23 protein-coding genes are annotated in these 26,280 nt (G+C 43.5%); 16 read left to right on the top strand and 7 right to left on the bottom strand.

All coding sequences use genetic code 11. From position 1 onward, the window contains the following. Positions 1-2: 2 nt before the first annotated feature. Both B3J29_RS12200 and B3J29_RS12205 read right to left on the bottom strand, forming a co-directional pair. Positions 3-1,979, bottom strand: a complete 1,977-nt coding sequence (locus tag B3J29_RS12200; protein WP_005232157.1) for a MacB family efflux pump subunit — start codon at positions 1,977-1,979, stop codon at positions 3-5. A 2-nt stretch (positions 1,980-1,981) separates the two neighbouring features. Beyond that, positions 1,982-3,337 carry a MacA family efflux pump subunit gene (locus tag B3J29_RS12205; protein WP_034580270.1) on the bottom strand — a complete coding sequence of 452 codons (1,356 nt, stop codon included), beginning with the start codon at positions 3,335-3,337 and terminating at the stop codon, positions 1,982-1,984. Positions 3,338-3,780: 443 nt separating this feature from the next. On the opposite strand from B3J29_RS12205, the gene B3J29_RS12210 reads away from it, so the two are divergent. Next, the gene (locus tag B3J29_RS12210) at positions 3,781-4,170 is read left to right on the top strand and encodes a bacteriohemerythrin (RefSeq protein ID WP_224214010.1); all 390 of its coding nucleotides are present in this window, start codon (positions 3,781-3,783) and stop codon (positions 4,168-4,170) included. Here B3J29_RS12210 and holA read toward each other — a convergent pair. The 4 genes from holA to B3J29_RS12230 all read right to left on the bottom strand — a co-directional run bounded on the left by holA (position 4,167) and on the right by B3J29_RS12230 (position 9,084). Next, positions 4,167-5,165, bottom strand: a complete 999-nt coding sequence (holA, locus tag B3J29_RS12215; RefSeq protein WP_005232151.1) for a DNA polymerase III subunit delta — start codon at positions 5,163-5,165, stop codon at positions 4,167-4,169. The two genes, B3J29_RS12210 and holA, sit on opposite strands and share 4 nt — an antisense overlap. 9 nt (positions 5,166-5,174) lie before the next feature. Then, a complete protein-coding gene (locus B3J29_RS12220; RefSeq protein WP_005232148.1) occupies positions 5,175-5,708 on the bottom strand; it encodes a hypothetical protein in 534 nt (177 codons plus the stop codon). 283 nt (positions 5,709-5,991) lie between these two features. Then, entirely contained in the window at positions 5,992-8,613 is a 2,622-nt protein-coding gene (leuS, locus tag B3J29_RS12225) for a leucine--tRNA ligase (RefSeq protein ID WP_214001584.1), read from the bottom strand. A gap of 120 nt (positions 8,614-8,733) precedes the next feature. Next, positions 8,734-9,084, bottom strand: coding sequence for a DUF4124 domain-containing protein (locus B3J29_RS12230; RefSeq protein WP_005232144.1), 351 nt, complete (start codon positions 9,082-9,084; stop codon positions 8,734-8,736). Positions 9,085-9,766: 682 nt separating this feature from the next. On the opposite strand from B3J29_RS12230, the gene B3J29_RS12235 reads away from it, so the two are divergent. From B3J29_RS12235 to der, 14 genes are all read left to right on the top strand, one after another. Continuing rightward, positions 9,767-11,494, top strand: a complete 1,728-nt coding sequence (locus tag B3J29_RS12235) for an acetolactate synthase 3 large subunit (RefSeq protein ID WP_034580267.1) — start codon at positions 9,767-9,769, stop codon at positions 11,492-11,494. Then, a complete protein-coding gene (gene ilvN / locus B3J29_RS12240; RefSeq protein WP_004782091.1) occupies positions 11,491-11,982 on the top strand; it encodes an acetolactate synthase small subunit in 492 nt (163 codons plus the stop codon). The genes B3J29_RS12235 and ilvN overlap by 4 nt, the downstream gene beginning before the upstream one ends. Positions 11,983-12,089: 107 nt before the next feature. Beyond that, positions 12,090-13,106: a ketol-acid reductoisomerase gene (ilvC, locus tag B3J29_RS12245; protein ID WP_005232140.1), complete on the top strand. Its 1,017-nt coding sequence runs from the start codon at positions 12,090-12,092 to the stop codon at positions 13,104-13,106. A gap of 1,417 nt (positions 13,107-14,523) precedes the next feature. After that, positions 14,524-15,075 (top strand): phosphatase PAP2 family protein, encoded by a 552-nt coding sequence (locus B3J29_RS12250; RefSeq protein ID WP_004782094.1) that lies wholly within the window; start codon positions 14,524-14,526, stop codon positions 15,073-15,075. 88 nt (positions 15,076-15,163) lie between these two features. After that, positions 15,164-15,364, top strand: a complete 201-nt coding sequence (gene iscX, locus B3J29_RS12255) for a Fe-S cluster assembly protein IscX (RefSeq protein WP_005232138.1) — start codon at positions 15,164-15,166, stop codon at positions 15,362-15,364. Between the two features lie 109 nt (positions 15,365-15,473). After that, positions 15,474-15,905, top strand: a complete 432-nt coding sequence (gene ndk, locus B3J29_RS12260) for a nucleoside-diphosphate kinase (protein WP_004782097.1) — start codon at positions 15,474-15,476, stop codon at positions 15,903-15,905. Between the two features lie 121 nt (positions 15,906-16,026). Continuing rightward, complete coding sequence (gene rlmN, locus B3J29_RS12265; protein ID WP_005232136.1) at positions 16,027-17,262, top strand: 23S rRNA (adenine(2503)-C(2))-methyltransferase RlmN; 1,236 nt, start codon at positions 16,027-16,029, stop codon at positions 17,260-17,262. Positions 17,263-17,276: 14 nt separating this feature from the next. Then, the gene (gene pilW / locus B3J29_RS12270; RefSeq protein WP_005232134.1) at positions 17,277-18,077 is read left to right on the top strand and encodes a type IV pilus biogenesis/stability protein PilW; all 801 of its coding nucleotides are present in this window, start codon (positions 17,277-17,279) and stop codon (positions 18,075-18,077) included. Further along, positions 18,068-18,853, top strand: coding sequence for a helix-turn-helix domain-containing protein (locus B3J29_RS12275; RefSeq protein ID WP_005232131.1), 786 nt, complete (start codon positions 18,068-18,070; stop codon positions 18,851-18,853). Before pilW ends, B3J29_RS12275 begins: the two co-directional genes overlap by 10 nt. A 23-nt stretch (positions 18,854-18,876) precedes the next feature. Beyond that, positions 18,877-19,998, top strand: coding sequence for a flavodoxin-dependent (E)-4-hydroxy-3-methylbut-2-enyl-diphosphate synthase (gene ispG, locus B3J29_RS12280; RefSeq protein ID WP_005232130.1), 1,122 nt, complete (start codon positions 18,877-18,879; stop codon positions 19,996-19,998). A gap of 3 nt (positions 19,999-20,001) precedes the next feature. Next, a complete protein-coding gene (hisS, locus tag B3J29_RS12285; protein WP_005232127.1) occupies positions 20,002-21,297 on the top strand; it encodes a histidine--tRNA ligase in 1,296 nt (431 codons plus the stop codon). A 30-nt stretch (positions 21,298-21,327) separates the two neighbouring features. Continuing rightward, the gene (locus B3J29_RS12290) at positions 21,328-22,026 is read left to right on the top strand and encodes a YfgM family protein (protein ID WP_005232125.1); all 699 of its coding nucleotides are present in this window, start codon (positions 21,328-21,330) and stop codon (positions 22,024-22,026) included. Further along, positions 22,023-23,171, top strand: a complete 1,149-nt coding sequence (gene bamB / locus B3J29_RS12295) for an outer membrane protein assembly factor BamB (protein WP_005232124.1) — start codon at positions 22,023-22,025, stop codon at positions 23,169-23,171. Before B3J29_RS12290 ends, bamB begins: the two co-directional genes overlap by 4 nt. Positions 23,172-23,347: 176 nt before the next feature. Further along, complete coding sequence (gene der / locus B3J29_RS12300; RefSeq protein WP_005232122.1) at positions 23,348-24,760, top strand: ribosome biogenesis GTPase Der; 1,413 nt, start codon at positions 23,348-23,350, stop codon at positions 24,758-24,760. 56 nt (positions 24,761-24,816) lie between these two features. Here the strand turns inward: der and B3J29_RS12305 are convergent, their stop codons facing one another. Then, entirely contained in the window at positions 24,817-25,296 is a 480-nt protein-coding gene (locus B3J29_RS12305; protein ID WP_286965682.1) for a hypothetical protein, read from the bottom strand. A 353-nt stretch (positions 25,297-25,649) separates the two neighbouring features. Between B3J29_RS12305 and B3J29_RS12310 the strand changes: the two genes are divergently transcribed. After that, positions 25,650-26,270, top strand: a complete 621-nt coding sequence (locus B3J29_RS12310; RefSeq protein ID WP_051069686.1) for a 4'-phosphopantetheinyl transferase family protein — start codon at positions 25,650-25,652, stop codon at positions 26,268-26,270. Positions 26,271-26,280 lie beyond the last annotated feature (10 nt).

Raw genomic sequence — 26,280 nt, forward strand, 5'->3', positions numbered from 1 at the left:
CCTTATTCTCGAGAAAGTGCATCGACCGGATTCAAACGGGCTGCATTACGTGCCGGGATAAAGCCGAACACAATACCGATCAGACTTGAGCAGACAAAGGCCGCGACAATCGATGTGGTTGAGTATGCCATCTGGAAGGTTCCTTCAGCAAAATGGGTAATCAGCTGACCGATACCGAGTGACAGCAATACGCCTAAGATACCGCCCAGAATACAAACCAGAACAGCTTCAATCAGGAATTGCTGCAGAATGTCACTTTGGCGCGCACCGACCGCCATCCGTACCCCGATTTCTTGCGTACGTTCAGTCACCGAAACCAGCATAATGTTCATCACACCAATACCACCGACCACTAGGGAAATGACGGCGATAGCCGAAACCAGAAGCGTCATGGTCTGAGTGGTTTCTTGAATGGTTTCACGAATACTGTCGGAGTTTTGCGTAAACACATCTTGAGCACCATGGCGTTGTACCAATAGGCTTAAAATGGCATTTTCCGCAGCCGCACTTGGATATTCATCTTTAATACGCACAATGATACTGCGTACATTGGATTGTCCCAGCATACGGCTCATGACGGTTGAATAAGGCAAATACACATTCAGGCTGTCTGAGTTGCCCATCATGCTTTTTTGTTCTTCAATGACGCCAATCACCCGACTCGGTACACTACCCAATAGAATGACTTGACCGACAGGATTAGTGCCATCCGCAAAGAAAGTGTTTTTGGTATTGCTATCAATCACCACGTCCTGAGCTTGTTCGGTCACACTTTCTTTATCAAAGGGCTGACCTGACTCGAAGTTCATACCTTTGACATAGAAGAAGTCTTCACTGACACCGTTGACCGTGGTCGATGCTTCGATCTCTTTGAAGCGTCCGGTGACACTACTGTTGACCGATGGACTGACACCATCGACATAAGGTTGTTCCGATAGGGCAGTAGCATCATCAGGAATCAAGGTTTTCACTTGTGCAGTTCGGGAATTATCCCCAAAGCCCCGGCCTTGGAACACGGTAATGGTATTGGTCCCAAGACTGCTGATATTTTCCAGAATCTGCTTTTGTGAGCCATTACCGAGGGCAACGACTGAAACCACCGACGCGATCCCGATAATGATGCCGAGCATGGTCAGGAAGGTCCGCATCCGGTGTGCATTCATGGCCAATAAGGCCATACGGAAAGCTTCACCGAGACGGTCTACTGCAGAACGCCAGCTCGAGATTTTCTTTTGTTCATTTCGAACCAGATTTTCTTTCTCGAAACCATCATCAACTTCAGGCACATTCGGTTTGTCTGAAATGATATTCCCGTCTGAAATTTCGATAATGCGCGTGGCATTTTTAGCAACGTTATGATCATGGGTAACCAAAATAATGGTATGACCTTTGGCATTCAGTTCACGCAAAATGCGCATGACCTCAATACCACTGTTTTTGTCCAATGCCCCGGTGGGTTCATCGGCCAAGATCACATCACCACCATTCATTAAGGCACGAGCAATCGATACACGTTGTTGCTGACCACCAGACAGTTGGCTCGGACGGTTTTGGGTTTTGTCTCCCAGTCCTAGATCGGTCAGTAATTGCTTGGCACGAGCATTACGCTCGGTCGCATCGGCACCGGCATAAATTGCGGGTACTTCAACGTTGCCCGTAGCATTTAAATCACCCAATAAGTGATAGCGCTGGAAAATAAAGCCGAAATACTCACGACGCAATTGAGCTAATTCATCAGGCTCAAGCTCGCGGGTTTCACGTCCTTTAACTTTGTAGCTACCGTTGGTGGGTTTGTCCAAGCAACCTAAAATATTCATTAAGGTTGATTTACCTGAACCCGACTGACCTACGATTGCCACTAATTCACCGGGATAAATCTCAAGATTAATCCCTTTAAGAATCTGAACAGTGCTTTCACCGGCGGGGAATTCACGAGTCAGATTCTTAACCTCAAGTAGAGGTGTTTGATTTTGACTCATAATTACATTCTCATTGGGCCGCCAGCACCACCACGATTGCTGCGTTTAGCTGAATCATTTGAAGTATCTGAACCATCTGCAATCACCACTTTATCGCCTTGATTTAAGCCGCGGATGACTTGAGCTGTGACGCGGTTATTCAGACCAATTAATACAGGTTGAGGTTTTGCAGAACCATCTGCTTGTAATACACGAACCATCGATACAGTTGCTTTTCCTTGTTTAACCAAGGCTTTTTCTGCTTCAGTGAGTTCTAAGCGTTTAGGTCGATCCGTTTTATTTTCACCTTGTTTCGCATCAGCAGGAGCGGCAGCATTATTGGCTTGTGTTTTATCGCTATCGGGACTTTGTGCACGGCGCTGCGGACGGTTTGAGGTTTGCACCGCTGCGGCAGGAATAGTCAGCACATTTTTCGCTTCATCTAAAATGATGTAGACCTGAGCAGTCATATCAATACGTAATTTACCATCTTCATTCGGTACATCAAATAGGGCGTTGTAATACACCGCAGTACTTGATGATGAAGTCGATGTGCTGTTGCTTTCGGTATTGATCGAGTCCGGTGCAGGTTCAACTTGACGTAATGTTGCATAGTGTTTGGTTTCACTGTCACCTAAAGTGGTGAAGTAAACACTTTGACCTTCCTGAACTTTCATCACATCGGCTTCAGAAATTTCCGCTTTAATGGTCATGGTATCCAGCTGCGCCAGTTTCACAATCGTTGGTGCACTTTGATTGGCGTTTACAGTCTGACCTTCTTCAGTCACGATCGCTACAATGGTTCCGTCCATTGGCGCCACAATTTGGGTATAACCGAGATCTTCTTTCGCAGTGGCTAGAGTTAAACGTGACTGTTCGATCTGTGCATTAATCGCGGTGATATCTGCCTGAGCGGTTTTGTAGCTGGCTAATGCAGATTCTAGTTCTGAACGCGAGGTTGCATCTTGGGCATACATGGCTTGCTGACGCTTATACTCGGCTTCCACCTTAGCGAGGTTGGCCTGTTTCACGGCAAGCTGTGCCATCTGGTTTTTAATACTGGCTTCAGCAGTCTTTAAATCATTTTCCTGACGAACAGAGTCAATTCGGGCAATCAGTTGGCCTTGTTTGACCTGATCGCCAAGTTGCACATACATTTTTTTAACCTGACCCGAAACCTGGGCACCGACACTGACCATTTTGGTGGCTTCAAGTACACCAGTTGCCAGTACCGAATTTTCAATATCCCCTTGGGTCACTTCAGCTGTAATGTATTGTGGCTGCTGCTCTTTAGGTTTCAGAAAATACCAGGCAGTGGCTGCCACCAGGATGGCAATTACAATCGCCATAATGAGTTTCGTAGGTTTTATTTTTGGCATATGGATTCAGATTTGGGTCGTAGGATAACAGTTGATTATAAAAGCGAAATTAGGATAAAACGTGAATTTTTTTTATTTAAAATGAGAACTATTTTCCACTGCCTGGTTTAAAAAAACATATAAGATAAAACCTGATTTTATATAAGGGATTCATTGAACTACTCCTATTAAAATCATCTTTTTTAGATGAAATTTTATACGATTTAGTTATCTGAAAAATATTGATCATATGATTAATCAATTAAAACTTCATGGGAGTATAAAGTACGTCTTAGATAGACTACATGCAAAAACCTGGCCACTAAACTGCTGATAAAAATACGCCATAATGCTGCTAATGAGCGAAAAAATAATACGACTTTACTAAGAAAATTGATGAGGTTCATAGATGGAATGAAAGTTACAATATTGGAATTGAGGTGATTGATCATCAACATCGCTAGATTCTGGACTATATAAATGCTTTAGAGCAGGTCAAAAGTACCGGAGATCGCGATAAAATCAGGGAGGTTTTAGACGATTTAATCGACTATACCCAGTCACATTTCAGCTTTGAAGAAAACCTGCTGGAACAGGTGAGTTATCAATATTTGACTTCACATCGCGGTATACATGAATTATTTGTCAAAAAATTAAATGATTATCGCCTGAAGTTTGAGCAAGGTCAGTCCATTGAAAAAGATTTGCATTGTCTTCTGTCCAAATGGCTCATCAACCATATTCAGCACGATGATCAGGATTATGTCGAAGCAGTACGGGACAATATGTTGAGTTATCTGCGAACACAGGAAAAGAAAAAAGGCAAAGGCTGGTTCGCGCGTTTCTTTAGTTAGGCACTCGGGGATGTAAACAAGCTTTGACCACACATTTCAGCAATGGCCTGCAAGATCAGATGTTCAGGGTTCTCTCTGGACATCCCTTTGATTGCAGCGTCGATCCGGATCAAAAGCTGAGGCCAGCTTAAAAAGCGCTGTGGACTTAAACGACGCAAGGCTTGCTGATATAAGCTCACTTTAGTCTTCCAGATACCGATTTGTAAGGCATTTTGTGGCTGTTCAAATAATTGCATCAATAGACGCATTTCTTTGCTGATACTCCACAAAATCAGGCTCATTGGCTCGCCTGATGCAATCAGATACTGGAAAATCTTAATTGATTGCGCTAGATTCCCATTGAGCAGGGCATCACTCAGGTCATAGGTGTTGTAACGGGACTGGTCCTGCAAGCAGGCATACAGATGGTCAATCTGGATAATATCTACTTCAGCAAAGGTATCCGCCACTCGCATCAGGCTATTTTTGGCAGCTAGTAAATTGTGTTCATGATGCTGCTCTAACCATTGCCAGGCATCATTGGCCAGCTTAATTCCCAGTTTTTCCGCTTCAATCCCGAGGATCTGTTGACGATCTTTTGGGTAGTTCGCTACCAGTGATACATTCACGCCATTGGCATCAATGGTCTGGAAAAAGCTGGATTTCAGACTGCTGGAATCCTGCTTCGGCATGACCACCAACAGCAGGTTATCACTGTCCTGTTGCAGATAGTTTTTTAACAGTTTGAGACCGCTGGCATCAGGTTTGATATTGCCATGCACTTCAATTGCCAATTGGCTAGAAAATAATGACAGGCTGTTTAAAGCATTGAAGACATTTTTCCAGTCAGAGGCAGAGCTAATATCATAACGCTGGCGTTCAACTTCACGGCTTTGCCAGCTGCTACGAAAGGCATCTACCAGATTCTGTTCCAGCAAAGGTTCCTGACCATGCAACACCCAGGCACCGCGAGCTTCATTGACACGTTTTAATGCCTGGAGGTAATCAAGTTTCATTGGGTCGTCTTATTTGGCTGGTTGAGTCGAAGTTTCTGGTTTTGCCAATGGCAAACGATTCGATGAAATTTGACGGGCAATCTGCTGGGCCACATCATCAATCAGGACCTGATTTAAGAATTTTTGTTCCTGGTCATCCGTATTCACGGTTTCAATATCATATTGATAGGTACGGGTCGCGATTACTGTACGAGGTTCAGTCACCGGATTGCCTTGTGCATCTTCAATTCGGAAAGTAACATTCAGACGCAATAAGGTTTCTACCAGTTTGCCATTCAATTCTAGACGGCGAGGGGTGTAATCTAGGACACGTAAGACATAAGCATTAGGTGCATTACTCAGCTGTACTCCGGCAGCACCCAGATAAACGGCTAGTTTTTCCTGAAGATCTTCAGTATTGTCAGGCAAGGCCAGACTCATGACTGAGTAAGCTACAGGTGCGGAACTCGGATTGGTTCCTTTTAAATGAAAGCCACAGCCAACGAGGCCTGCACTTAGACCACAAGTTAAAACAATTGCTGCTAAACGTTTGCCTAAATGCATGAGTATCCTCTTTTTCCCTCAGGGAAATATTTGAAATCCTGAACCGGATTGTAAAGTCAAAGCCCGTTGGCTGGCAACGGGCTTTGTTTGGAATTGTGAAATCCTTTCCCTCATCCTAACCTTCTTCCAAAGGGAGAAGGAATTTCCCTCTCCTACAAGGAGATGGTTAAGGATAGGTTAAATTTAATCCCTCCCGACCTCCCTTTAAAAAAGGGAGGAGACTTCATTTTTTATTTGAAGTGGGAAGTCCCTCTTTTGCAAAGGGGGATTTAGGGGGATTAAATTAAACCACCAAGTTCACTAGCTTATTCGGCACCACAATTTCTTTCTTGGTTGGACCAGTCAGGAATTGTTGAACTTCAGGCAAGGCTTTCGCTTGCGCAAGAATGTCATCTTTAGATGCATCCACAGACACTTCAAGTTTGCCACGAAGTTTACCGTTGACCTGAACCACGATGGTTTGGGTATTACGAGTCAATGCAGATTCATCCACTTGTGGGAACTGCGCTTGAGTTAACTCGATTCCAAACTGAGCCAATAAAGTCTGACTTAAATGTGGTGCAAATGGCGCAAGTAAAATTAAAAGCGTAGTGATCGATTCACGTGCTACAGCAACGTCATTATCATCTTTCGCTTCAAACTTGTTGTTCGCATTTAACAGTTCCATCATTGCTGCAATCGCAGTGTTGAATGCGTGACGACGTTCGATGTCATCACCCACTTTCTGGATGGTTTCGTGAGTCTTACGGCGTAAGTCTTGCGCAGCTGTAGAAAGAGCGGCTTTATCGAATTCAGTCGCAGTATTACCTTTTTCAAGGAAACCTGTTGCCAAACGCCATACACGTTTCAGGAAGCGGTTTGCACCTTCAACACCGGCATCAGACCATTCAAGTGATTGATCAGGTGGTGCAGCAAACATCATGAACACACGTGCAGTATCTGCGCCGTATTGGTCAATAATCGCTTGCGGGTCGATCCCGTTGTTTTTCGATTTCGACATCTTCTCTTGACCGCCAACGACAACGTCTTGACCATCTTCTTTGTATTTCGCAGAAGTGATACGACCTTTTTCGTCTTTTTCAAGCTCGATGTCCGCAGGGTTGAACCATGTTTTCTTACCTGATTCCGCTTCGCGGTAATACGTATCAGCAAGCACCATACCTTGGGTTAACAAGTTAGTGAACGGTTCGTTACCTTGTACCACACCTTCATCACGCATCAATTTGTGGAAGAAACGTGCATAAAGCAAATGTAGAATCGCGTGTTCAACACCACCGATGTATTGATTGACAGGAAGCCAGGTTTGACCCGCTTCAGGTTTCACCATGCCATCGGTAAAGTCTGGAGATGCATAACGTGCATAGTACCAAGAAGATTCTACGAATGTGTCTAGCGTGTCTGTTTCACGACGCGCATCGCCACCACAGCAAGGACAAGTGGTTTCGTAGAATTCAGGCATTTTGTTCAGTGGGTTACCTGAACCATCTGGAACCACGTCAGTTGGCAGTACAACAGGAAGCTGGTCTTCAGGCACTGGAACTTGACCACACGTGTCACAGTTGATCATTGGAATTGGACAACCCCAATAACGTTGACGAGAAACACCCCAGTCACGTAAACGGAATTGAACTTTCACGTTGGCAAGACCTTGTGGTTCTAGTTTTGCCAAGAAAGCATCAAATGCGCCTTGGAAATCTAAACCATCAAATTCACCTGAATTAACCAGTTTACCTTCTTTAGAACCGTACCATTCTTGCCATTGTTTTGCATCAAACTCGCTATCATCAGCACCTTTGGCATCAATCACTTGCTTGATGGTTAAGCCATATTTATTGGCAAATTCGAAGTCACGTTCATCGTGTGAAGGCACCGCCATCACCGCACCTGAACCATAAGACATCAATACATAGTTTGCAATCCAAACAGGAACTTCTTCACCTGTTACAGGGTGCTTTACAGAAAGACCTGTTGCCATGCCTTTCTTCTCGGCAGTCGCTAGATCCGCTTCTGCCACAGAACCCATACGGCATTCTTCAATGAATGCTTGAAGCTCAGGATTATTTTCTGCTGCTTTCAATGCCATTGGATGTTCTGCTGCAACTGCAACATAAGTTACACCCATTAAAGTGTCAGCACGTGTGGTGAATACTGTTAAACCATCTGCATAGATGTCTGGATTCGCTGAAGGGAAGGTAATGTCCATCCCTTGTGAGCGACCAATCCAGTTACGTTGCATGGTCAAGACTTGTTGTGGCCAACCGTCTTTGAGTGTGTCTAAGTCATCCAATAATTCTTGCGCATAGTCAGTAATGCGGAAGTAGTACATTGGGATATCACGTTTTTCAACCAATGCACCTGAACGCCAGCCGCGACCATTTTCAACCTGTTCATTGGCAAGAACGGTCTGGTCTACTGGGTCCCAGTTGACTGTAGAAAGTTTACGGTAGATCAGGCCTTTTTTATAAAGCTGAACGAATAGCCATTGTTCCCAGTGATAGTATTCTGGTGTGCAGGTTGCGAATTCACGATCCCAATCTACAGACAGGCCAAGTTTCTTCAACTGATTACGCATGTAATCAATATTTTCGAACGTCCATTTTGCAGGAGCGACCTGGTGTGCAATAGCAGCGTTTTCTGCAGGAAGACCGAAAGCATCCCAGCCCATTGGTTGTAATACAGTTTCACCTTTTAAACGGTGGAAACGACTGATTACATCACCAATAGTATAGTTACGCACATGACCCATATGCAGTTTGCCACTTGGGTAAGGGAACATCGAGAGGATATAACGACGTGGACCTTCTATAGTGTCGGCAACTTTAAAGGCTTTGCGAGATTCCCAGTCCTGTTGGACTTGAGGCTCAATCGCACTGGCTTGGTATTCTGAGTCAATGTGAGTAGTCATATACGTAATACAAGAGAACGGTTAAAAAATTATGAGGCACAGCATAGCGCAAAATGCACTTATAGTGAATTTTGCGGATGGGATTCTGCAGGAAAAATCTAAATTGACAGACGAGTATGATTAGAAAGCTACACGCTCAGACTGACCACGTTGTAAAGCTTCATTGGCTTCACGCTGTTGCTGCTCATTTTCAGAAACGACAGGCACAGGTGCAGATGAATTTGAGTTACCCGTTTCGGTCTGGTTCTCATTTTCGGTTGTTCTTGATGGTGTAGGCGCGGAATTGGTCCAGCCATAGGTTTCTACTTTGCTTTTGTGCTTGGCATTTTTAGGAGGCGGGGTTTTAGTGTAGTGAGTCACGCCTTTGGCATCTACCCATTTATAATATTCAATCGCTAAAGCAGAGCTGCTCGCTACACCTAAAACAAGCGTAGTAGCAAAATTTAATGCGGTCAGGAAAGATCTTTTCATCAGTAAAAGTCCTGAAAATTTCAAGCGGTTAAATAGAGTTTTTATTGTAGAGAGTTTTTTGCCATAAGATGATTTTTAATTCAATTAATTTTGTGATCAGTAGTGGTTTTATGTTTCAAGCTAATGCTAAAAAAGAGTAATTTTATATAAAAAGAAATTTATTTATAAACAGTTGCATTGAATTTCTTAAAAATTCATTCAATTTTTTTATATAAGACATATTAAAAATTTATAAAATTAAAATTTTAAGTATATGAAATTTATTGATTTAAATTAAAATTTTAAAGCTAAAAACCACAGTTAAAGTCGAAATTGTCTGTAAAAGCAGCAAATTTTAGACGTATAAACAATAATAGCCTGTTTTTTAAACTTGACTTTACAGACTGAAAACACAAGAATGCTGCAGTAGTTTTATATGCCTTAGATCGATCACCCTTCGAACAAGTGTCATTTCATGCAGTGGGCGATTTCTCTAGCCGAGAAATTGAACAAAGCTAAGCAAAATATGTTTATCCCAACATGTTTTAGGTCTTGTATTGCTCGAACAGTAAAGAGACCAGATTTTTTTTCCTATTGCTATGAAAACTATGAAATTTATGTGCTATAACAGTGCAGACAGTTAATGAATGAACACTGCAAATGCCTCCCATTTGTGCAGTGAATAATATTAGGGTGAATCACGTTGGAACTTTTATCTGGTGGTGAAATGCTCGTTCGCGCATTAGCGGATGAAGGCGTTGAACATGTTTTTGGATATCCAGGCGGCGCAGTTCTACATATCTACGACGCGCTATTTCAACAAGACAAAATTAATCATTACCTCGTACGTCACGAACAGGCTGCCGGCCATATGGCAGATGCATACTCGCGCGTAACAGGTAAAACTGGTGTCGTGCTTGTGACATCAGGTCCGGGCGCAACCAATACCGTAACTCCAATTGCAACAGCTTATATGGATTCCATTCCAATGGTGATCCTGTCTGGTCAGGTTGCAAGCCATTTGATCGGTGAGGATGCGTTCCAAGAAACTGATATGGTCGGTATTTCTCGCCCAATCGTTAAGCACAGCTTCCAGGTTCGCCATGCCAGCGAAATTCCGGCAATTATCAAAAAAGCATTCTATATCGCGTCATCTGGCCGTCCAGGTCCGGTGGTTGTTGATATTCCTAAAGATGCAACTAACCCGGCAGAGAAATTTGCTTACGAATATCCTGAAAAAGTGAAGATGCGTTCGTATCAACCACCATATCGTGGTCACTCAGGTCAAATCCGTAAAGCGATTGATGAACTGATTCATGCGAAACGCCCAGTGATTTACTCAGGCGGCGGCGTGGTTCAGGGCAATGCTTCAGCACAATTAACTGAGCTTGCACATCTATTGGGTTACCCGGTTACCAATACCCTGATGGGCCTTGGTGCATTCCCGGGCGATGATCCACAATTCATCGGCATGTTGGGTATGCACGGAACTTACGAAGCCAACATGACCATGCACAATGCAGACGTGATTCTGTGTGTAGGCGCGCGTTTCGATGACCGTGTAACCAATAACCCGGCGAAATTCTGCCCGAATGCGAAAGTCATTCACATTGACATCGATCCGGCGACCATTTCTAAAACCATCATGGCGCACATTCCAATCGTGGGTGCAGTAGAACCTGTGCTGAACGAAATGCTGAACCAGTTGAAGCAAATGAATGTGTCCAAGCCAAATCCTGAAGCGATTGCGGCATGGTGGAAACAGATTGATGAATGGCGTCAGGTTCATGGCTTGAAGTTCGATGTACCGACTGATGGTTCGATGAAGCCTCAGCAAGTGGTTCGTGCTCTAGACAAAGTCACCAATGGCGAAGCGATCATTACCTCTGACGTTGGTCAGCATCAGATGTTCGGTGCATTGCATTATCGCTACAAGCGTCCTCGTCAATGGATCAACTCTGGTGGTCTAGGTACCATGGGTGTGGGTCTGCCATATGCAATGGCGGCTAAGCTTGCATTCCCAGATCAGCAAGTGGTTTGTATTACTGGTGAAGCGTCTATTCAGATGTGTATCCAGGAACTTTCTACCTGTAAGCAATATGGCTTGAACGTTAAAATTCTATGCCTGAACAACCGTGCCCTGGGTATGGTGAAACAGTGGCAAGACATGAACTACGAAGGCCGTCACTCTAGCTCTTATGTAGAGTCTTTACCTGACTTTGCAAAATTGATGGAAGCTTATGGTCATGTAGGTATTCAGATTGACCATGCAGACGAGCTTGAGTCTAAGCTTGAAGAAGCGATGGCGATCAATGACAAGTGCGTATTTATTAACGTAATGGTTGACCGTACAGAACACGTATATCCAATGCTGGTTGCGGGTCAATCGATGCAGGATATGTGGTTAGCAAAAGGGGAGCGCACGAAATGAGACATATTATCTCTGTACTCGTAGAAAACGAAGCAGGCGCGCTTTCTCGCTTGGTAGGTTTATTCTCACAACGCGGCTACAACATTGAAACATTGAACGTTGCGCCAACTGAAGACCCAACACTTTCACGTCTGACTTTGACGACTTATGGTGATGATCACAAGATCGAACAGATCACTAAGCAGCTGAACAAGCTGGTAGAAGTGGTTAAAGTGGTGGATCTGTCTGAAGGTGCGCATATTGAACGTGAATTGATGTTGATCAAAGTGAAAGCTTTAGGCGCAACCCGTGATGAAATCAAACGTACGACCGATATTTTCCGTGGTCAGGTGGTTGACGTAACGCCAACAACTTACACGATTCAAATCGCGGGTACGACTGAGAAAATCGACGGTTTTATTGATGCATTAGCGGAAAACACGATTCTGGAAGTGGTGCGTTCAGGCGTATCAGGTATCGCACGCGGCGAAAAAGTACTAACCATCTAAATTTTCTAAATTATTTCCTCATTCTAATAAGAAGGGGGCTTCAGGCAATGTGATCAAGGATCATTGCCTGATGAAACGGACACACAAGCATTTAAGCGGAGACAGCAATGCAAATTTTTTACGATAAAGACTGCGACTTATCTATTATCCAATCTAAGAAAGTAGCAATCATTGGTTACGGTTCACAAGGTCACGCACACGCGCTTAACCTTAAAGATTCTGGCGTTGACGTAACTGTTGGTCTACGCGCGAATTCTACTTCTTGGAAAAAAGCTGAAAACGCTGGTCTTAAAGTTGCTGAAGTTCCTGCTGCTGTAGCTCAAGCTGACGTAGTAATGATCTTGACTCCAGATGAGTTCCAAGCTCAACTTTACCGCGACGTGATCGAGCCAAACATCAAAGAAGGCGCGACTCTTGCATTTGCTCATGGTTTCTCTGTTCTTTATAACCAAGTTGTTCCACGTAAAGACCTAGATGTAATCATGGTTGCGCCTAAAGCTCCTGGTCACACTGTACGTTCTGAATACCAACGTGGTTCAGGTGTTCCTGACTTAATCGCGATCCACCAAGATGCTTCTGGTAATGCTCGTAATGTTGCGCTTTCTTACGCTTCAGGTGTAGGTGGCGGCCGTACTGGTATCATCGAAACTTCTTTCCGTGAAGAAACTGAAACTGACTTGTTCGGTGAGCAAGCAGTTCTTTGTGGTGGTGCTGTTGAACTGGTTAAAATGGGCTTCGAAACTCTGGTTGAAGCTGGTTATGCGCCTGAAATGGCTTACTTCGAATGTCTACACGAACTTAAACTGATCGTTGACTTGATGTTCGAAGGCGGTATCGCGGACATGAACTACTCAGTATCTAACAATGCTGAATACGGCGAATACGTAACTGGCGTTGAAGTAATCAACGAACAGTCTCGTGAAGCAATGCGTAATGCGCTTAAACGTATCCAATCTGGTGAATACGCGAAGATGTTCATCCAGGAAGGTGCGTTGAACTACCCATCTATGACTGCTCGTCGTCGTCAAAACGCTGCACACGGTATCGAACAAACTGGTGCTAAACTGCGTGCGATGATGCCTTGGATTCAAGCAAACAAAATCGTAGACAAAGAAAAGAACTAAGTTCTAATTTCTGAGTTACAAGGCCCTTGTTTTATAACAGGGGCTTTTTTATATCTTGTAAAAATGACTGACATCCTTAGTTAAAATTGTGTGTCTCAAAGAAAGGAAAGCAGTGGTTTTCATTCCTTGCGCTTCATTCAAAGCAATGCTTTGCTTCCTTGCACTTCGTACAAAACAGTGTTTTGTACTCGTTCATACCTTGGATTCAAGCAAACAAAATCATAGATAAAGAGAAAAACTAATTTCTTGAATCATTTGATTTGAATGCGAAAACCCACTCACTAGAGTGGGTTTTTATATAGTCAAATAATAATTTAAATAAATATAAGAAGATAAGATGAAAGATCGAACTGAATTTTTAATATGGAAAATCATATCTATGCTTGGACTGAAGTGGGAGTAGGTGATTAAGAGCTTGAGCAATGTGGAGTCGAATTTAAAAATACCGAAACTTTATAGCAACAAATCCAAACGATTATTTATCGTGATGTATTGGGGATTTAGCTGGTTTTCATTAAGTTTATTGTTAGCTGTCTTAATTCCAATTTTATGTTTATTGTTTGGAGTAGATTTGTTGCCTGACTGGGAATTTGAGGATAAAAGGTGATCTCAAAAAATAAATCATATCCCAAAATGGCAATTATTTTATAAGTTGAATCCATCGGCATGAATCAGGTATTTAATCGGTTATTAGTTGAGCAGAAGTATAGTAAAGAAATTGAAAAGGCAGATAGAACAGGCGTAAAGCATCAGCAAGTTTAATAATGTAAGAAATATTCAGCCCCCATAAATCAATTCATAAAACAGTCACACCTTAATTTCATACTTGATCAAAAGTATGGATAGTTATATCTCTTTAACTTTTAAATGCTTTGAAATAACCAAATTTTGAGTAAGAGCAAGGCAAGAAGCGGCTTCCAGATACATTTTCACCAAAGTCTTGGGCGCTATAACTGCACTATACTCGAAGCACATTCGATCCTTCTCAGGTTTTGTTAAAGGCTAGATAATTATTCTCAAAGAATGAATTGAATGTGGTAATTCAGACTTATTTCACTGAATACCAGTATAAATAAATTATCTATTAACAGTTCAGGGATAGGTCGGATTGAAAGCTTAGAAAATATAGTGCAGGAGGCGATGGCCAGCGGTGGAGCAATGATCGCTAATGATCATGGATGTACTTGTTTACAGCTGCAACATGATCGGAAAAGTTGGCTGAGTAGGTTGGGATAGTAGTAAGAATTCATCTGTTAGATGTTTGAATTAGGCGATTTATAACGATTACAGAAGGATGCAGGTATTAAGAAACTAAAAAAGGTGAATAGCGATTATCTCATGCGTCAATTTGAACAAGCTCTATTTTTCAGTCGTACAAAACCTGAAATGCAGGGCATAAAACAATAAGAGCTCTACAATGAAATTTCAGAATGCAAAATTAAAGTTTTTAGAAATTGATTTAAAAGGCTGTATTTATCTTAATCATTTTTCACATTCAGAACGCATTGCGGCTTTTTTTAAAATCATTAGCCGGTTGGGCAATGGCGTATTCTGGTATTTGATGCTCATTGCCGTCTGGCTGATTCAGGGTCTGATGTATACCTTACAGATTGTTTATCTGGTGTTTGGCAGTATGGTTGGGACCCTGATTTATAAACTCTTAAAAACCAAAACAGTACGGCCACGTCCTTACCAGGTGCATCAGGTGATTCGGCTTTGTGAGCATCCGCTGGACCATTTTAGTTTTCCTTCGGGACATACCTTGCATGCGGTGATGGTCACAATCGTACTGGGTTATATCGTACCTTTCTTGCTGTTTTTAATGTTGCCATTTGCCATTCTGGTGGCGATCTCTCGAATGGTTTTAGGCTTGCATTATCCGAGTGATGTGGCGGTAGGAGCCATATTGGGCGCACTGGTAGCCACCATGATTGTATTTACGGCACCTTTTTTTAATATCATGTTGTAAAAAATTACGAGATGATCTGGCAAAGGCTCGCAGAAATTTGCAGATTTGCTAAAGTACTACATCACAGTAAATAGGCTTAGGAATAGACATGGGTTTACGTTGGACTGATACCCTCGATATCGCGATTGAATTGTATGAAGCGCATCCAGACGTGGATCCGCAATGGGTTCGCTTTACTGACCTGCATGCCTGGGTATGTGCACTTCCTGATTTTGAAGATGATCCAACCAAATCAACCGAAGGGCTTCTGGAAGCCATTCAAATGGCATGGATTGACGAAGCACGTTAATTGCCAATTGAAAAAAGCAATTTTTTTACAGTTTAAAGGCAGAAAAAAGTCCATTATTCGGTATAATGCGGCAAATTTTCATGTCAACAATTGACTTAAGGAGCCAATCATGGCTATTGAACGTACATTATCTATCGTAAAACCAGACGCAGTTGCTAAAAACCACATCGGTGACATCTTTGCTCGTTTCGAAAAAGCAGGTCTTAAAATCGTTGCGACTAAAATGAAACACCTGACTCAAGCTGAAGCTGAAGGCTTCTACGCTGAGCACAAAGAACGTGGTTTCTTCGGTGACCTAGTTGCATTCATGACTTCTGGTCCAGTTGTTGTTTCAGTTCTTGAAGGCGAAAACGCTGTTCTTGCTCACCGTGACATCCTTGGCGCGACTAACCCTAAAGAAGCTGCTCCTGGTACAATCCGTGCAGACTTCGCTGTAAGCATCGACGAAAACGCTGCTCACGGTTCTGACTCTGTAGCATCTGCTGACCGCGAAATTAACTACTTCTTCGCGCAAACTGAGATTGCTCCACGTACTCGTTAATACGCAGTATTCAAACCAGATAAGTGTTATTATACTTATCTGGTTTTTTTATTCTCTGAATAATTCTTTGCTCAGATATTGAGCTTCTCCTTTCATCTTTAGACATGGTTTAGGTATACACATGAGTACTGAAGTGGTCGCTACATCAGCAGTTTCTGATGCACAGCAACAATCTCCGTCCACTCCTGCACAGCAAAATTCTGTGGAAAAAGTGAACTTACTAGGCATGTCACGTCCGCAAATGGAAAAATTCTTCGAAGATATGGGCGAGAAGAAGTTCCGTGCCGGTCAGGTGATGAAATGGATTCATCAGTATTTCGTGACTGATTTTGCCGAGATGACCAATATCTCAGGCAAGCTGCGTGAAAAACTGGAAAAGATTTGTGAAATTAAAGCGCCAGAAGTGGTGCATAAAAACTATTCCAAAGACGGTACCCGTAAATGGGTATTCCGTGTCGGTGATGGTGACGGCTCTCTGGTTGAAACTGTCCTGATTCCGGCAGAAGACAAGACCGGCTCACGTAAGACCCTGTGTATTTCTTCACAAGTAGGCTGTGCCCTGGACTGTTCATTCTGTTCAACCGGTAAGCAAGGTTTCCAGCGTGACCTGACTCAAGCTGAAATCATCGGTCAGTTGTGGATGGCAAACTACTCCTATATGGAAGAAGTGCCTGTGGCTGAGCGTGAGCGTTCAGTGACCAACGTGGTGATGATGGGTATGGGCGAGCCATTGCTGAACTATGACGCTGTATTAAATTCTATGCGCATTATGCTGGACGATTTTGCTTATGGCATGTCTAAACGCCGCGTGACGCTTTCAACGTCTGGTGTCGTGCCGAAAATTGACCAGTTGGCACAAGATATTGATGTGGCTTTGGCGATCTCATTACACGCAACCAATGATGAACTGCGTAATGAACTGGTGCCAATCAACAAAAAATATCCACTAGAGCAGCTTATTGCCGCTTGTCAGCGTTATATCACTAAAGATGGTAATGAAAGTGCGCGTAAGCACGTAACCATCGAATACGTAATGCTGGATGGCGTAAATGACAAGCCTGAACATGCCCAGCAGATGATCAAGCTGCTCAAAGATCTGCCAAGCAAGATTAACCTGATTCCATTTAACCCGTTCCCGCATGCGCCATATGGCCGTTCAAGCCGTAACCGGATTATTTCTTTCCAAAAAACTTTGTCTGATGCCGGTTTTGTGTGTACGATTCGTCAGACACGTGGTGATGATATCGACGCTGCGTGTGGACAACTGGTAGGACAAGTCGCTGACCGTACCCGTCGTGCGGAACAGTGGAAAAAGAAAATTGCGCAGTCCAACGAGATTATGCGCTCACAAGGATAACAAGAGGTCGCCAATTGAGTAATCTGACATCTAAACTTGCTTTGGTTTCAGTAGTATGTGGGTCTTTGGTTTTAACTGCGTGTCAAACGCCAGATCTGGGTCAGAAGGACCCGGAAAAAGCCACCAAGGTTCGTACTCAGTTGGCGGTTGAATATCTTAAAAACGGTGATCTGGATTCAGCTAAACGTGCGCTGGATCAGGCACTGGAAACTAATCCGCGTGATTCGCAAGCCAATATGATGATGGGCGTGCTGCTTCAGCAGGAAGGCAGCAAACCTAATCTTGAAAAGGCCGAAGGTTATTTCAAGCGTGCAATTTCGGCAGATCCCAAAAATGCCCAGGCACGAAATAACTACGGCACCTATTTATATCAGCTTGAGCGCTATAAAGATGCGATCGAGCAGTTCGAAATTGCCGGCGCAACTTTAGGTTATGACCAGCGATTTCGTGCCCTTGAAAATATGGGACGGATTTACCTGAAACAGGGTGATTTGGTGAATGCTGAAAAATCATTCAAACAGGCACTACAGGCTAATCGCGCTTCGTATATATCAATGTTAGAGTTGGCAGAAATTTTTTATCTGAACCAGCAGTTCCCGGCCGCGACTCAAATGTATGAACAGTTTGTACGTGGCGTGGGGCAGAAAAACCAGAGTGCCCGTGCGCTCTGGATTGGCATTCGCACTGCGCGTGCCAGTGGCGATCAGTTAGGCATGCAGGTATTGGTCAATCAATTACGTGCATTGTTCCCTGAAAGCCCGGAATACCAACGTTATTTGCAATTACAGTACAGTACTGAGGCCGTATGGAAGTAAATCCTAATTCAGATTCGAATAATTCGAGCGTAGCTCCAAACGCGTTAGGAAATGTTCAGCGTCCAGGTGAGTACTTACGCAAGATTCGTATTAATCAGCAACGTGAGCTTGAAGACATTGCCAAAGAACTCAATATTCCGGTAAAGACCCTGAATGCCTTGGAAAAGGATGATTATAAATCTTTGCCTGAAGCGACCTTTATCAAGGGCTATTACCGCACCTATGCCAAATATCTCGGTGTCGATGCTTCTAGCCTGATTCAGCGTTTTGATGAAATTTATGCCAATGATACCGGTATGGTTGCAACGCACGCCCTGAAAGATTCTCCAATCAAGATCATGGGTAAATTGCCAGGTTCAAAACGTGATCGTAACCGCAAATGGTTAAAGCGTGGCCTGATTGCACTGGTTATAGTACTGATCTTGGGTGCACTGGTCGCCATGATCCAGAACTGGTCAGAGAGCAGCGAGAATAGTGCCGAAGTTGCGGACACCTCTTCTGATGTCGAAATTTTAAATCTGGATGCCGGTGCTGCCATGTCCGGTGATCAGCTCAAGCTTGATTTTAGCCGTCCGACCTCTGTGCATATTGTAGATGCAGGTGGTAACGTGCTGGCCACTGGTCGTCAGGCGTCTACTATAGAGCTGAACGGTGAAGCGCCATTCCAGATCCGACTGGATGATGCGACAGCAGTATCACTCAGTTTAAATAATGAAAGTATTGCATTGTCACCTTATACGGTTAACGGAAAAGCAGATTTCCGTTTATCACGTTAATGGTGAGCAGATAGGGCGAAATCATGATCGTAAATCCAATTCAGCGCCGTCCAACACGTAAAATCCGTGTCGGTTCTGTCTATGTCGGTGGTGATGCACCGATCACTGTTCAGTCAATGACCAATACTGAAACCTGCAATGTCGCAGCAACTGTTGCTCAAATTCAGCGTTGTGTGGATGCAGGCGCAGACATCATGCGTGTCTCTGTTCCAAGTATGGAAGCAGCGGCCGCATTTGGTGAAATTCGTAAGCAAGTTGACGTACCACTGGTCGCAGATATTCACTTCGACTATAAAATTGCGCTGGCTGTTGCTGATCTGGGTGCAGACTGTCTGCGTATTAACCCGGGGAATATCGGTTCGGAAGCCAAGATTCGTGAAGTCGTGGCAGCAGCACGTCATAATGACATTTCTATGCGGATTGGCGTGAATGCCGGTTCACTGGAAAAAGATATCCAGAAAAAATATGGCGAGCCAACAGGTGAAGCATTGCTGGAATCTGCGATGCGTCATATCGACATTCTGGATCGTCTGAATTTCCATGAATTTAAAGTATCGGTTAAAGCTTCAAATGTGTTTTTGACTATGGATGCTTATCGTCTGCTGTCTAAACAGATTGATAATCCACTGCACTTGGGTGTGACTGAAGCGGGTGTGTATCGTACCGGTTCAGTAAAATCAGCGATTGCTCTTGGCGGTCTACTGATGGAAGGCATTGGCGATACCATGCGTATTTCTCTGGCAGCCGAGCCTGAAGAAGAAATCAAGATTGGTTTTGATATCCTGAAATCGCTGGGTCTTCGTTCTAATGGAATTAACTTCATTGCCTGCCCAAGCTGTTCACGTCAGGAATTTAACGTGATTAAAGTAATGCAGACCCTTGAAGAACGTCTGGAAGATGTCCGTGTTCCGATGGATGTGTCTGTGATTGGCTGTAAAGTGAATGGTCCGGGTGAAGCCAAAGAAGCCGATATTGGTGTAGTAGGTGCAAGTCCGCGCTCACTGGTGTATCGTAATGGTGAAAAGAGTCATTTAATCGATACCAATCAACTGGTTGATGAAATCGAATCAATGGTTCGTCAACGTGTTTCCGAGCTTGAAGAAGCCAAATCAAAAGAAATTATTCGCACAAGTTTTTCTGAGTAGATCATGAGTTCAATCGTCGCAATCAAAGGTTTTAATGACATTCTCCCAACGCAAACCCCAGCTTGGAGACGTCTTGAACAGCATCTGTCAGGTCTGATGGATGCCTATGGCTATCAACAGATCCGTTTGCCGATGGTTGAACAGACCAATCTGTTTAAACGTTCGATCGGTGATGCCACAGATATCGTTGAAAAAGAAATGTACACCTTCCTGGACAAAGGTAATCCGCCTGAGTCTCTGACTTTACGTCCTGAAGGAACAGCGGGCTGTGTACGTGCGATGCTGGAACATAACCTGCTTCGTGGTGCAACACCGAAAGTGTGGTATATCGGACCGATGTTCCGTTATGAAAAACCGCAAAAAGGCCGTTATCGTCAGTTCCACCAGTTTGGTGTGGAAACCTTTGGTGTGGCAACACCTGATCAAGATGCAGAGCTGATTCTGATGACTGCGCGCCTTTGGAAACGTATGAGCGTTGCTGACAAAGTTCAACTTGAACTGAATACACTGGGCGAGTCTGATGAACGTGCAGCGTATCGTGCGGCACTGGTAGAGTTCCTGCAAGCGCATAAAGCGGATCTGGATGAAGATTCTCAACGTCGTCTGACGACTAATCCGCTGCGTATTCTGGATTCCAAAGATGCCAAAACTCAAAGCATTCTAGAAAATGCGCCAAAACTTCACGACTTTATGGGTGAAGAAACACTGGCACACTTTAACCAGTTACAACAGTATTTGTCAGATGCCGGTATTAGCTTCGTCATCAATCAGAAACTGGTACGTGGTCTGGACTACTATAACAAAACCGTATTTGAATGGACCACTACTCACTTAGGTTCGCAAGGTACTGTGTGTGCTGGTGGTCGTTATGATGGCTTGGTCGGTCAATTGAAAGGCAAAGCGGATCAATCTGTGCCTGCAGTTGGTTTCGCGATGGGGATGGAGCGATTATTGCTTCTCCTGGAACAGGTGGAAGACAATACGCCAGTACGTGATTGCGAAGTATTCCTGGTTGCCGATCCTGCTTCTCAAGGTAAAGCACTGGTATTGGCTGAACAGATTCGTGATCAATTGGAAGCTGCAGGCAGTAATATTCGTCTGAAAGTCGGCTCTCAGGGTTCAATGAAATCGCAAATGAAAAAAGCCGATCAGGCCGGTGCTTTATATGCAGCCATTATCGGTGAGCGTGAACTTGAAACACAAAGCTTTACGGTGAAAGAGCTGGCGACTGCAGAGCAATCTACTGTGCCATTTGCTGACTTTGTCGCATTTTTCAGTACTAAAATTTCTTCAAAATAATCGATAAAACATTAGGAAAAAGGTAATCGCATGAGCGCAATGACTGATGATGAACAACTTGAAAGTTTGAAATCCTTCACGAAGAAGTATGGTTCTTCGATCATTATCGGGATTCTGGTTGCGCTGATTGCCTTTTTCGGATGGGAATATTGGCAGAAGAAAAACTTGGCAGAATCGCAAATGCAGACTGCCAAGGTTCAGCAATTGATGGATGAAGCACAGGCTGCAGATGGTGATGCTTTTGCCAAGCTGTCTGAAACTGCAGACAAGATTGTTAAAGAAGCACCGGATTCGGCCCAAGCGATTCAAACCCAGCTGGTCATGGCGAAACTGGCTTATGACAAGCAAGATTATGCTGCCGCTGAGAAAGCATTGCAAAAAGTTGAAAACTCTAAAGTTGACGATAAAGGCCTAGTTCAGGTTGTTAAATTGCGTCTGGCTTATGCACAATTAGCACAGAAAAAATATGATGCAGCCCTGAAAACTTTAGATGCAGTCACTGAACCTGCATTTAAAGCAACCGCTGATGAAGCTCGTGGCGATATCTATGTTGCCAAAAATGATATTGAAAATGCCAAAAAAGTATATCAAAGTGCATGGGATGCTTTGATTGAACGTAAAGAAGAACGTCAAATTTTACAAATTAAGCTCGAAAGCGTAGGCGTGTTGGTCGATGACCCGGAAATCGAACGCCCAATTATAGAAACACAAGTGGAAGAAGCTGAATGAACAGAACATATAAAATCACCTGTGCTTTAACTGTTTTAACTCTTGCACTCGCTGGCTGTGCGGGTAAGACCAATAAAGTACCAGAAGTAAAACCGAATCCACTTCCAAAAATCAGTCAGACTAAAACACTTGTTCCTGTATTTTCGACCAGTGTTTCTTCAACAGAGAAGGCTGATCCGCTACGTTTACGTCTGGATGCGGATAACGGAGTCGTATTTGCGATCGACCCTAAGGGTGAAGTCACTGCTTTTAATGGCAAGCAGCGCCTGTGGCAGAAAAAAGTCAGCAAAGATACTTTAAGCTCTGGCGTTGAAGCCGCTGATGGGATCGTGGTGGTTGGCAGTAATAAAGGCCAACTGATCGCACTAGATCAGCAGACTGGTGAACAACGCTGGACTGCACAATTGACTGGTGCCATTTTGGCGCCTTCACTGGTTCATGCAGGTCGCGTAATTACTGTTACTAATGATGGTACTGTATATGCCCACGAAGTGGCTTCAGGCGCTCAGGTATGGACCTACGATTTACCGAATGTCCAGTTTAGCCTGCGTGGCATGGCGGCTCCAGTGCCTTTAGATGCACGTAATGTATTGATTGCGACTTCAAATGCTTATATTTATGCAATCGATGCCCTAAGTGGTGTGCCTAAATTGCAGCGCCGTGTTGCGATTTCTGATGGTCGTTCGGACATTCAGCGTTTGATCGATATTGACGGTGATCCTGTCGTAGCAGGTCAGTTTATTGTGACCACTAGCTATCAAGGTCAGGTGACTGTATTTGATCTGGCTTCACAACAGGTAATCTGGAGTGAAGATGCTAGCAGTATCCAGCGACCGGAAGTGGTTGGTAATGGCGTGTTTGTTGCCCAAACCGATGGTAAAATCAGCGCTTATGAAATTACCACTGGCCAGCCTTTATGGGAAAATGACCAGTTGTTGAATCGTCAGCTGAGCAATCCGGTAATGCTTGGAACTGAACTTGTCGTAGGTGATCTGGACGGAGTACTGCACCTGTTAGATCCATCAACAGGACAGATTATTGGCCGTGCTAAAACTTCTGGTGAAGTGCGTCATTTACGCGTAATTGACAACCAGCTCTATGTTTCGACTCGCAAGGGTGCATTAAGCATCTGGCAGAATCGTTAATTTTTGTTTGGCTTATGCTAAAATAAGCCAACCGTATTTTTTACGCGGGGTGATTGAATATTCAATGCCCCGTGTTTTTATTTATTTTAGGCTTTAATCCTATTCCCTTTTTCTTCCAAAACTTTCTGATGTTCAGGCCATTTTTAGACAGCCTGATATTGAATAAAGGTTAATCTATGAAACCCGTAATTGCGCTCATTGGTCGTCCGAACGTCGGAAAATCAACTCTGTTTAACCAGATAACCAAGAGCCGTGACGCATTGGTGGCAGACTTTGCAGGTCTGACACGCGACCGTAAATATGGTGATGCGATCTATCAAAACAAATCTTTCATTGTCGTAGATACCGGTGGTATCGGTGAAAATGAAGGTGGTATTGACTCCTACATGGCTGAGCAGTCTAAAACCGCGATCCATGAAGCTGACATGATCATTTTTGTGGTCGATGCACGTGCCGGATTACTGGCATCTGATGAACAGATCGCTCGTGAACTGCGTACTTTGGGCAAGAAAGTTTTCCTTGTAGCTAACAAAGTTGATGGTGTACATGCTGAAGCTGCTCTGGTTGAGTTTTATAAACTCGGTATGGGTGAGCCTATGCAGGTTGCTGCCAGCCACGGCCGTGGCGTACAGCAAATGCTGGAAGAAGTACTTGAAGGTGTGCCTGAAGATGAAAGTCCGGAAGAACATGACAAGAATACTGGTCTACGTCTTGCAATTATTGGTCGTCCAAACGTAGGTAAATCGACACTGGTAAACCGTCTATTGGGTGAAGAGCGTGTTGTAGCGTTTGACCAGCCAGGAACGACGCGTGACTCGATCTATATTCCTTTTGAGCGTGATGGTCGTCAATACACCCTGATTGATACCGCTGGGGTACGCCGTAAAGGTAAGGTTGATGAAATGATTGAGAAATTCTCAATTGTGAAAACCTTACAGGCGATGAAAGACGCGCACGTAGTGGTGATCGTGGTGGATGCTCGTGAAGGCATTGTAGAGCAGGACTTGCACCTGATCGGTTATGCGCTGGAAGCTGGCCGTGCCATGGTGATTGCGATCAATAAATGGGACAACATGTCTGAATATGATCGTAAACAATGTAAGCTCGATGTAGAGCGTCGTTTTGACTTTATTCCTTGGGCTAAAATCCACCTGATTTCTGCGTTACATGGTACAGGGGTCGGGGAGATGTATCCATCGATTCACCGTGCTTATGATTCTTCACATCTGAAAGTATCACCAGCGAAGTTGACCCAGATCCTGAATGATGCCACTGAAGCGCACCAACCACCTACTGTACAAGGTCGTCGTATCAAGATGCGTTATGCGCATATGGGCGGACAGAATCCACCGACCATCGTGGTTCACGGTAATAAGGTAGATAAGACACCTGCGGACTATCGCCGCTACCTAGAAAACGTATTCCGTAAAGTGTACAAACTTGAAGGTACACCGGTAAAAATTGAATTTAAAACCTCAGAGAACCCGTTTGAAGGCCGTAAGTCACAATTGGATGAACGTACTGCTGCGCGTCGCCGTCGTTATGTACAAAAATTCAAGAAAGCCGAGAAAAAATTTAAACGTGGTTAATTGCCATATTTAAATAAAAAAGCCTGCAAAAGCAGGCTTTTTTATTTATTCATATTTTAGATTGAGCATTTTTTTGCTTTTTGATAAATACGGATATTTTCAAGATTAGCTAAAGCTACGTCAGCATCGGCTTGAGAAGCAGCAATATTATTTTGATTGTTATTGCCAGTAAAAGCATTGGTAATTTCAGTTGCGCGCGCAACTGTTTGTGATTGACCTGCAAAAGCAGATAATGCACCACTTGCAATACCTGCCAATTTAGAAACAGGATTATTGGCTTGAGCATTCGCCTGGTTGAGTGCATTTTGACTTGCTTCTAAGGTGCGTTCAAAGCTGCGCGCTTCTACTGCCAAATCTGTACAATCTAATCCTTTTAAGTATGTTGTTGAGTAGACACCGTTATTTTGATTTGAAGCATTATTATAATTGGAAGCATAAGCACGGTCTGCACGTGCAACAGCAGCATTCGCCTGTGCGCGGCTACGCTCCATATTTGCTTCAGCCTGATCCATGATTGCGCCGTTTCTAGCTCCCATAACTGCAGTAGCAGCTTCTAGCCAAGAGCCAGCTTGTGTTGAAAATGATAGTGCAGCAATTGCAGTACTGAGTATGATTTGCTTAAAGATATGACCCTCTGTTTTTTCTATGTATAAAATTGTAGTTGGATTGTAACTATTTTTTATTCAATTAAAAATAGCTTGAAAGCTCAATTATTTATTTTGATTTACAGTATATTTTATTGTTTTATTTAAGTTTTATTAAAATATATTTTAAGATATTAGCTATAGTTTGTCAGAGAGGCAATCAGGTTGATTTATACTGAAAGCCCTAAAAGTAACATTTTTTATAAGGGCGACTATTTTTGAAGTTTATTATTCATATTGATTGGATTGCGCTGGCACCACGATTTAGACATTTACAAGACTTAGATCGGAAAACCTATATTCAGCAGCGTAAACAATTAATTTATAACTATCGTAATCAGTTACTTTCAAAACAACTCAATCGACCGGTCCAGTCTTCAGATTTTGCTGCCACCGAATACGGCAAACCCTATCTTCCGGCCTATCCAGACTTTGGCTTTAATCATACTCATAGCCAAAACTTCTATGCATTAGCAACAAGCAAAAGTATTCAGAATTTGGGGATCGATATCGAAGAACTTAATCGAAATGTACGTTTTGAAGCCTTAGCCCAACATGCTTTTCATCCTGAAGAGCTGAAACAGTGGCAAGCATTACATTATGATCCTGAATACTGGTTTAAAGTCTGGACCACCAAGGAGGCAGTCCTAAAAGCGTCAGGACTTGGAATCCGGATAAACCTGAATGAGCTGAATACCCAGATTCATCCACATCAGGATGGAGGACGTTGTGAACATCCAGAAATTGGAATTTATGCCTATCAAAACTATATCTTAGCGGGTTGCATGCTCACTGTGGCCTGGCAAAGCGAGCATTCCTGTAAAGGCCTAAGATTTCCAGCGATTCAGATTCATCAAGCTGTTTAAAAGTAGAGTA

Source organism: Acinetobacter sp. UBA5984 (assembly GCF_002429925.1).
Classification (GTDB): domain Bacteria; phylum Pseudomonadota; class Gammaproteobacteria; order Pseudomonadales; family Moraxellaceae; genus Acinetobacter; species Acinetobacter variabilis.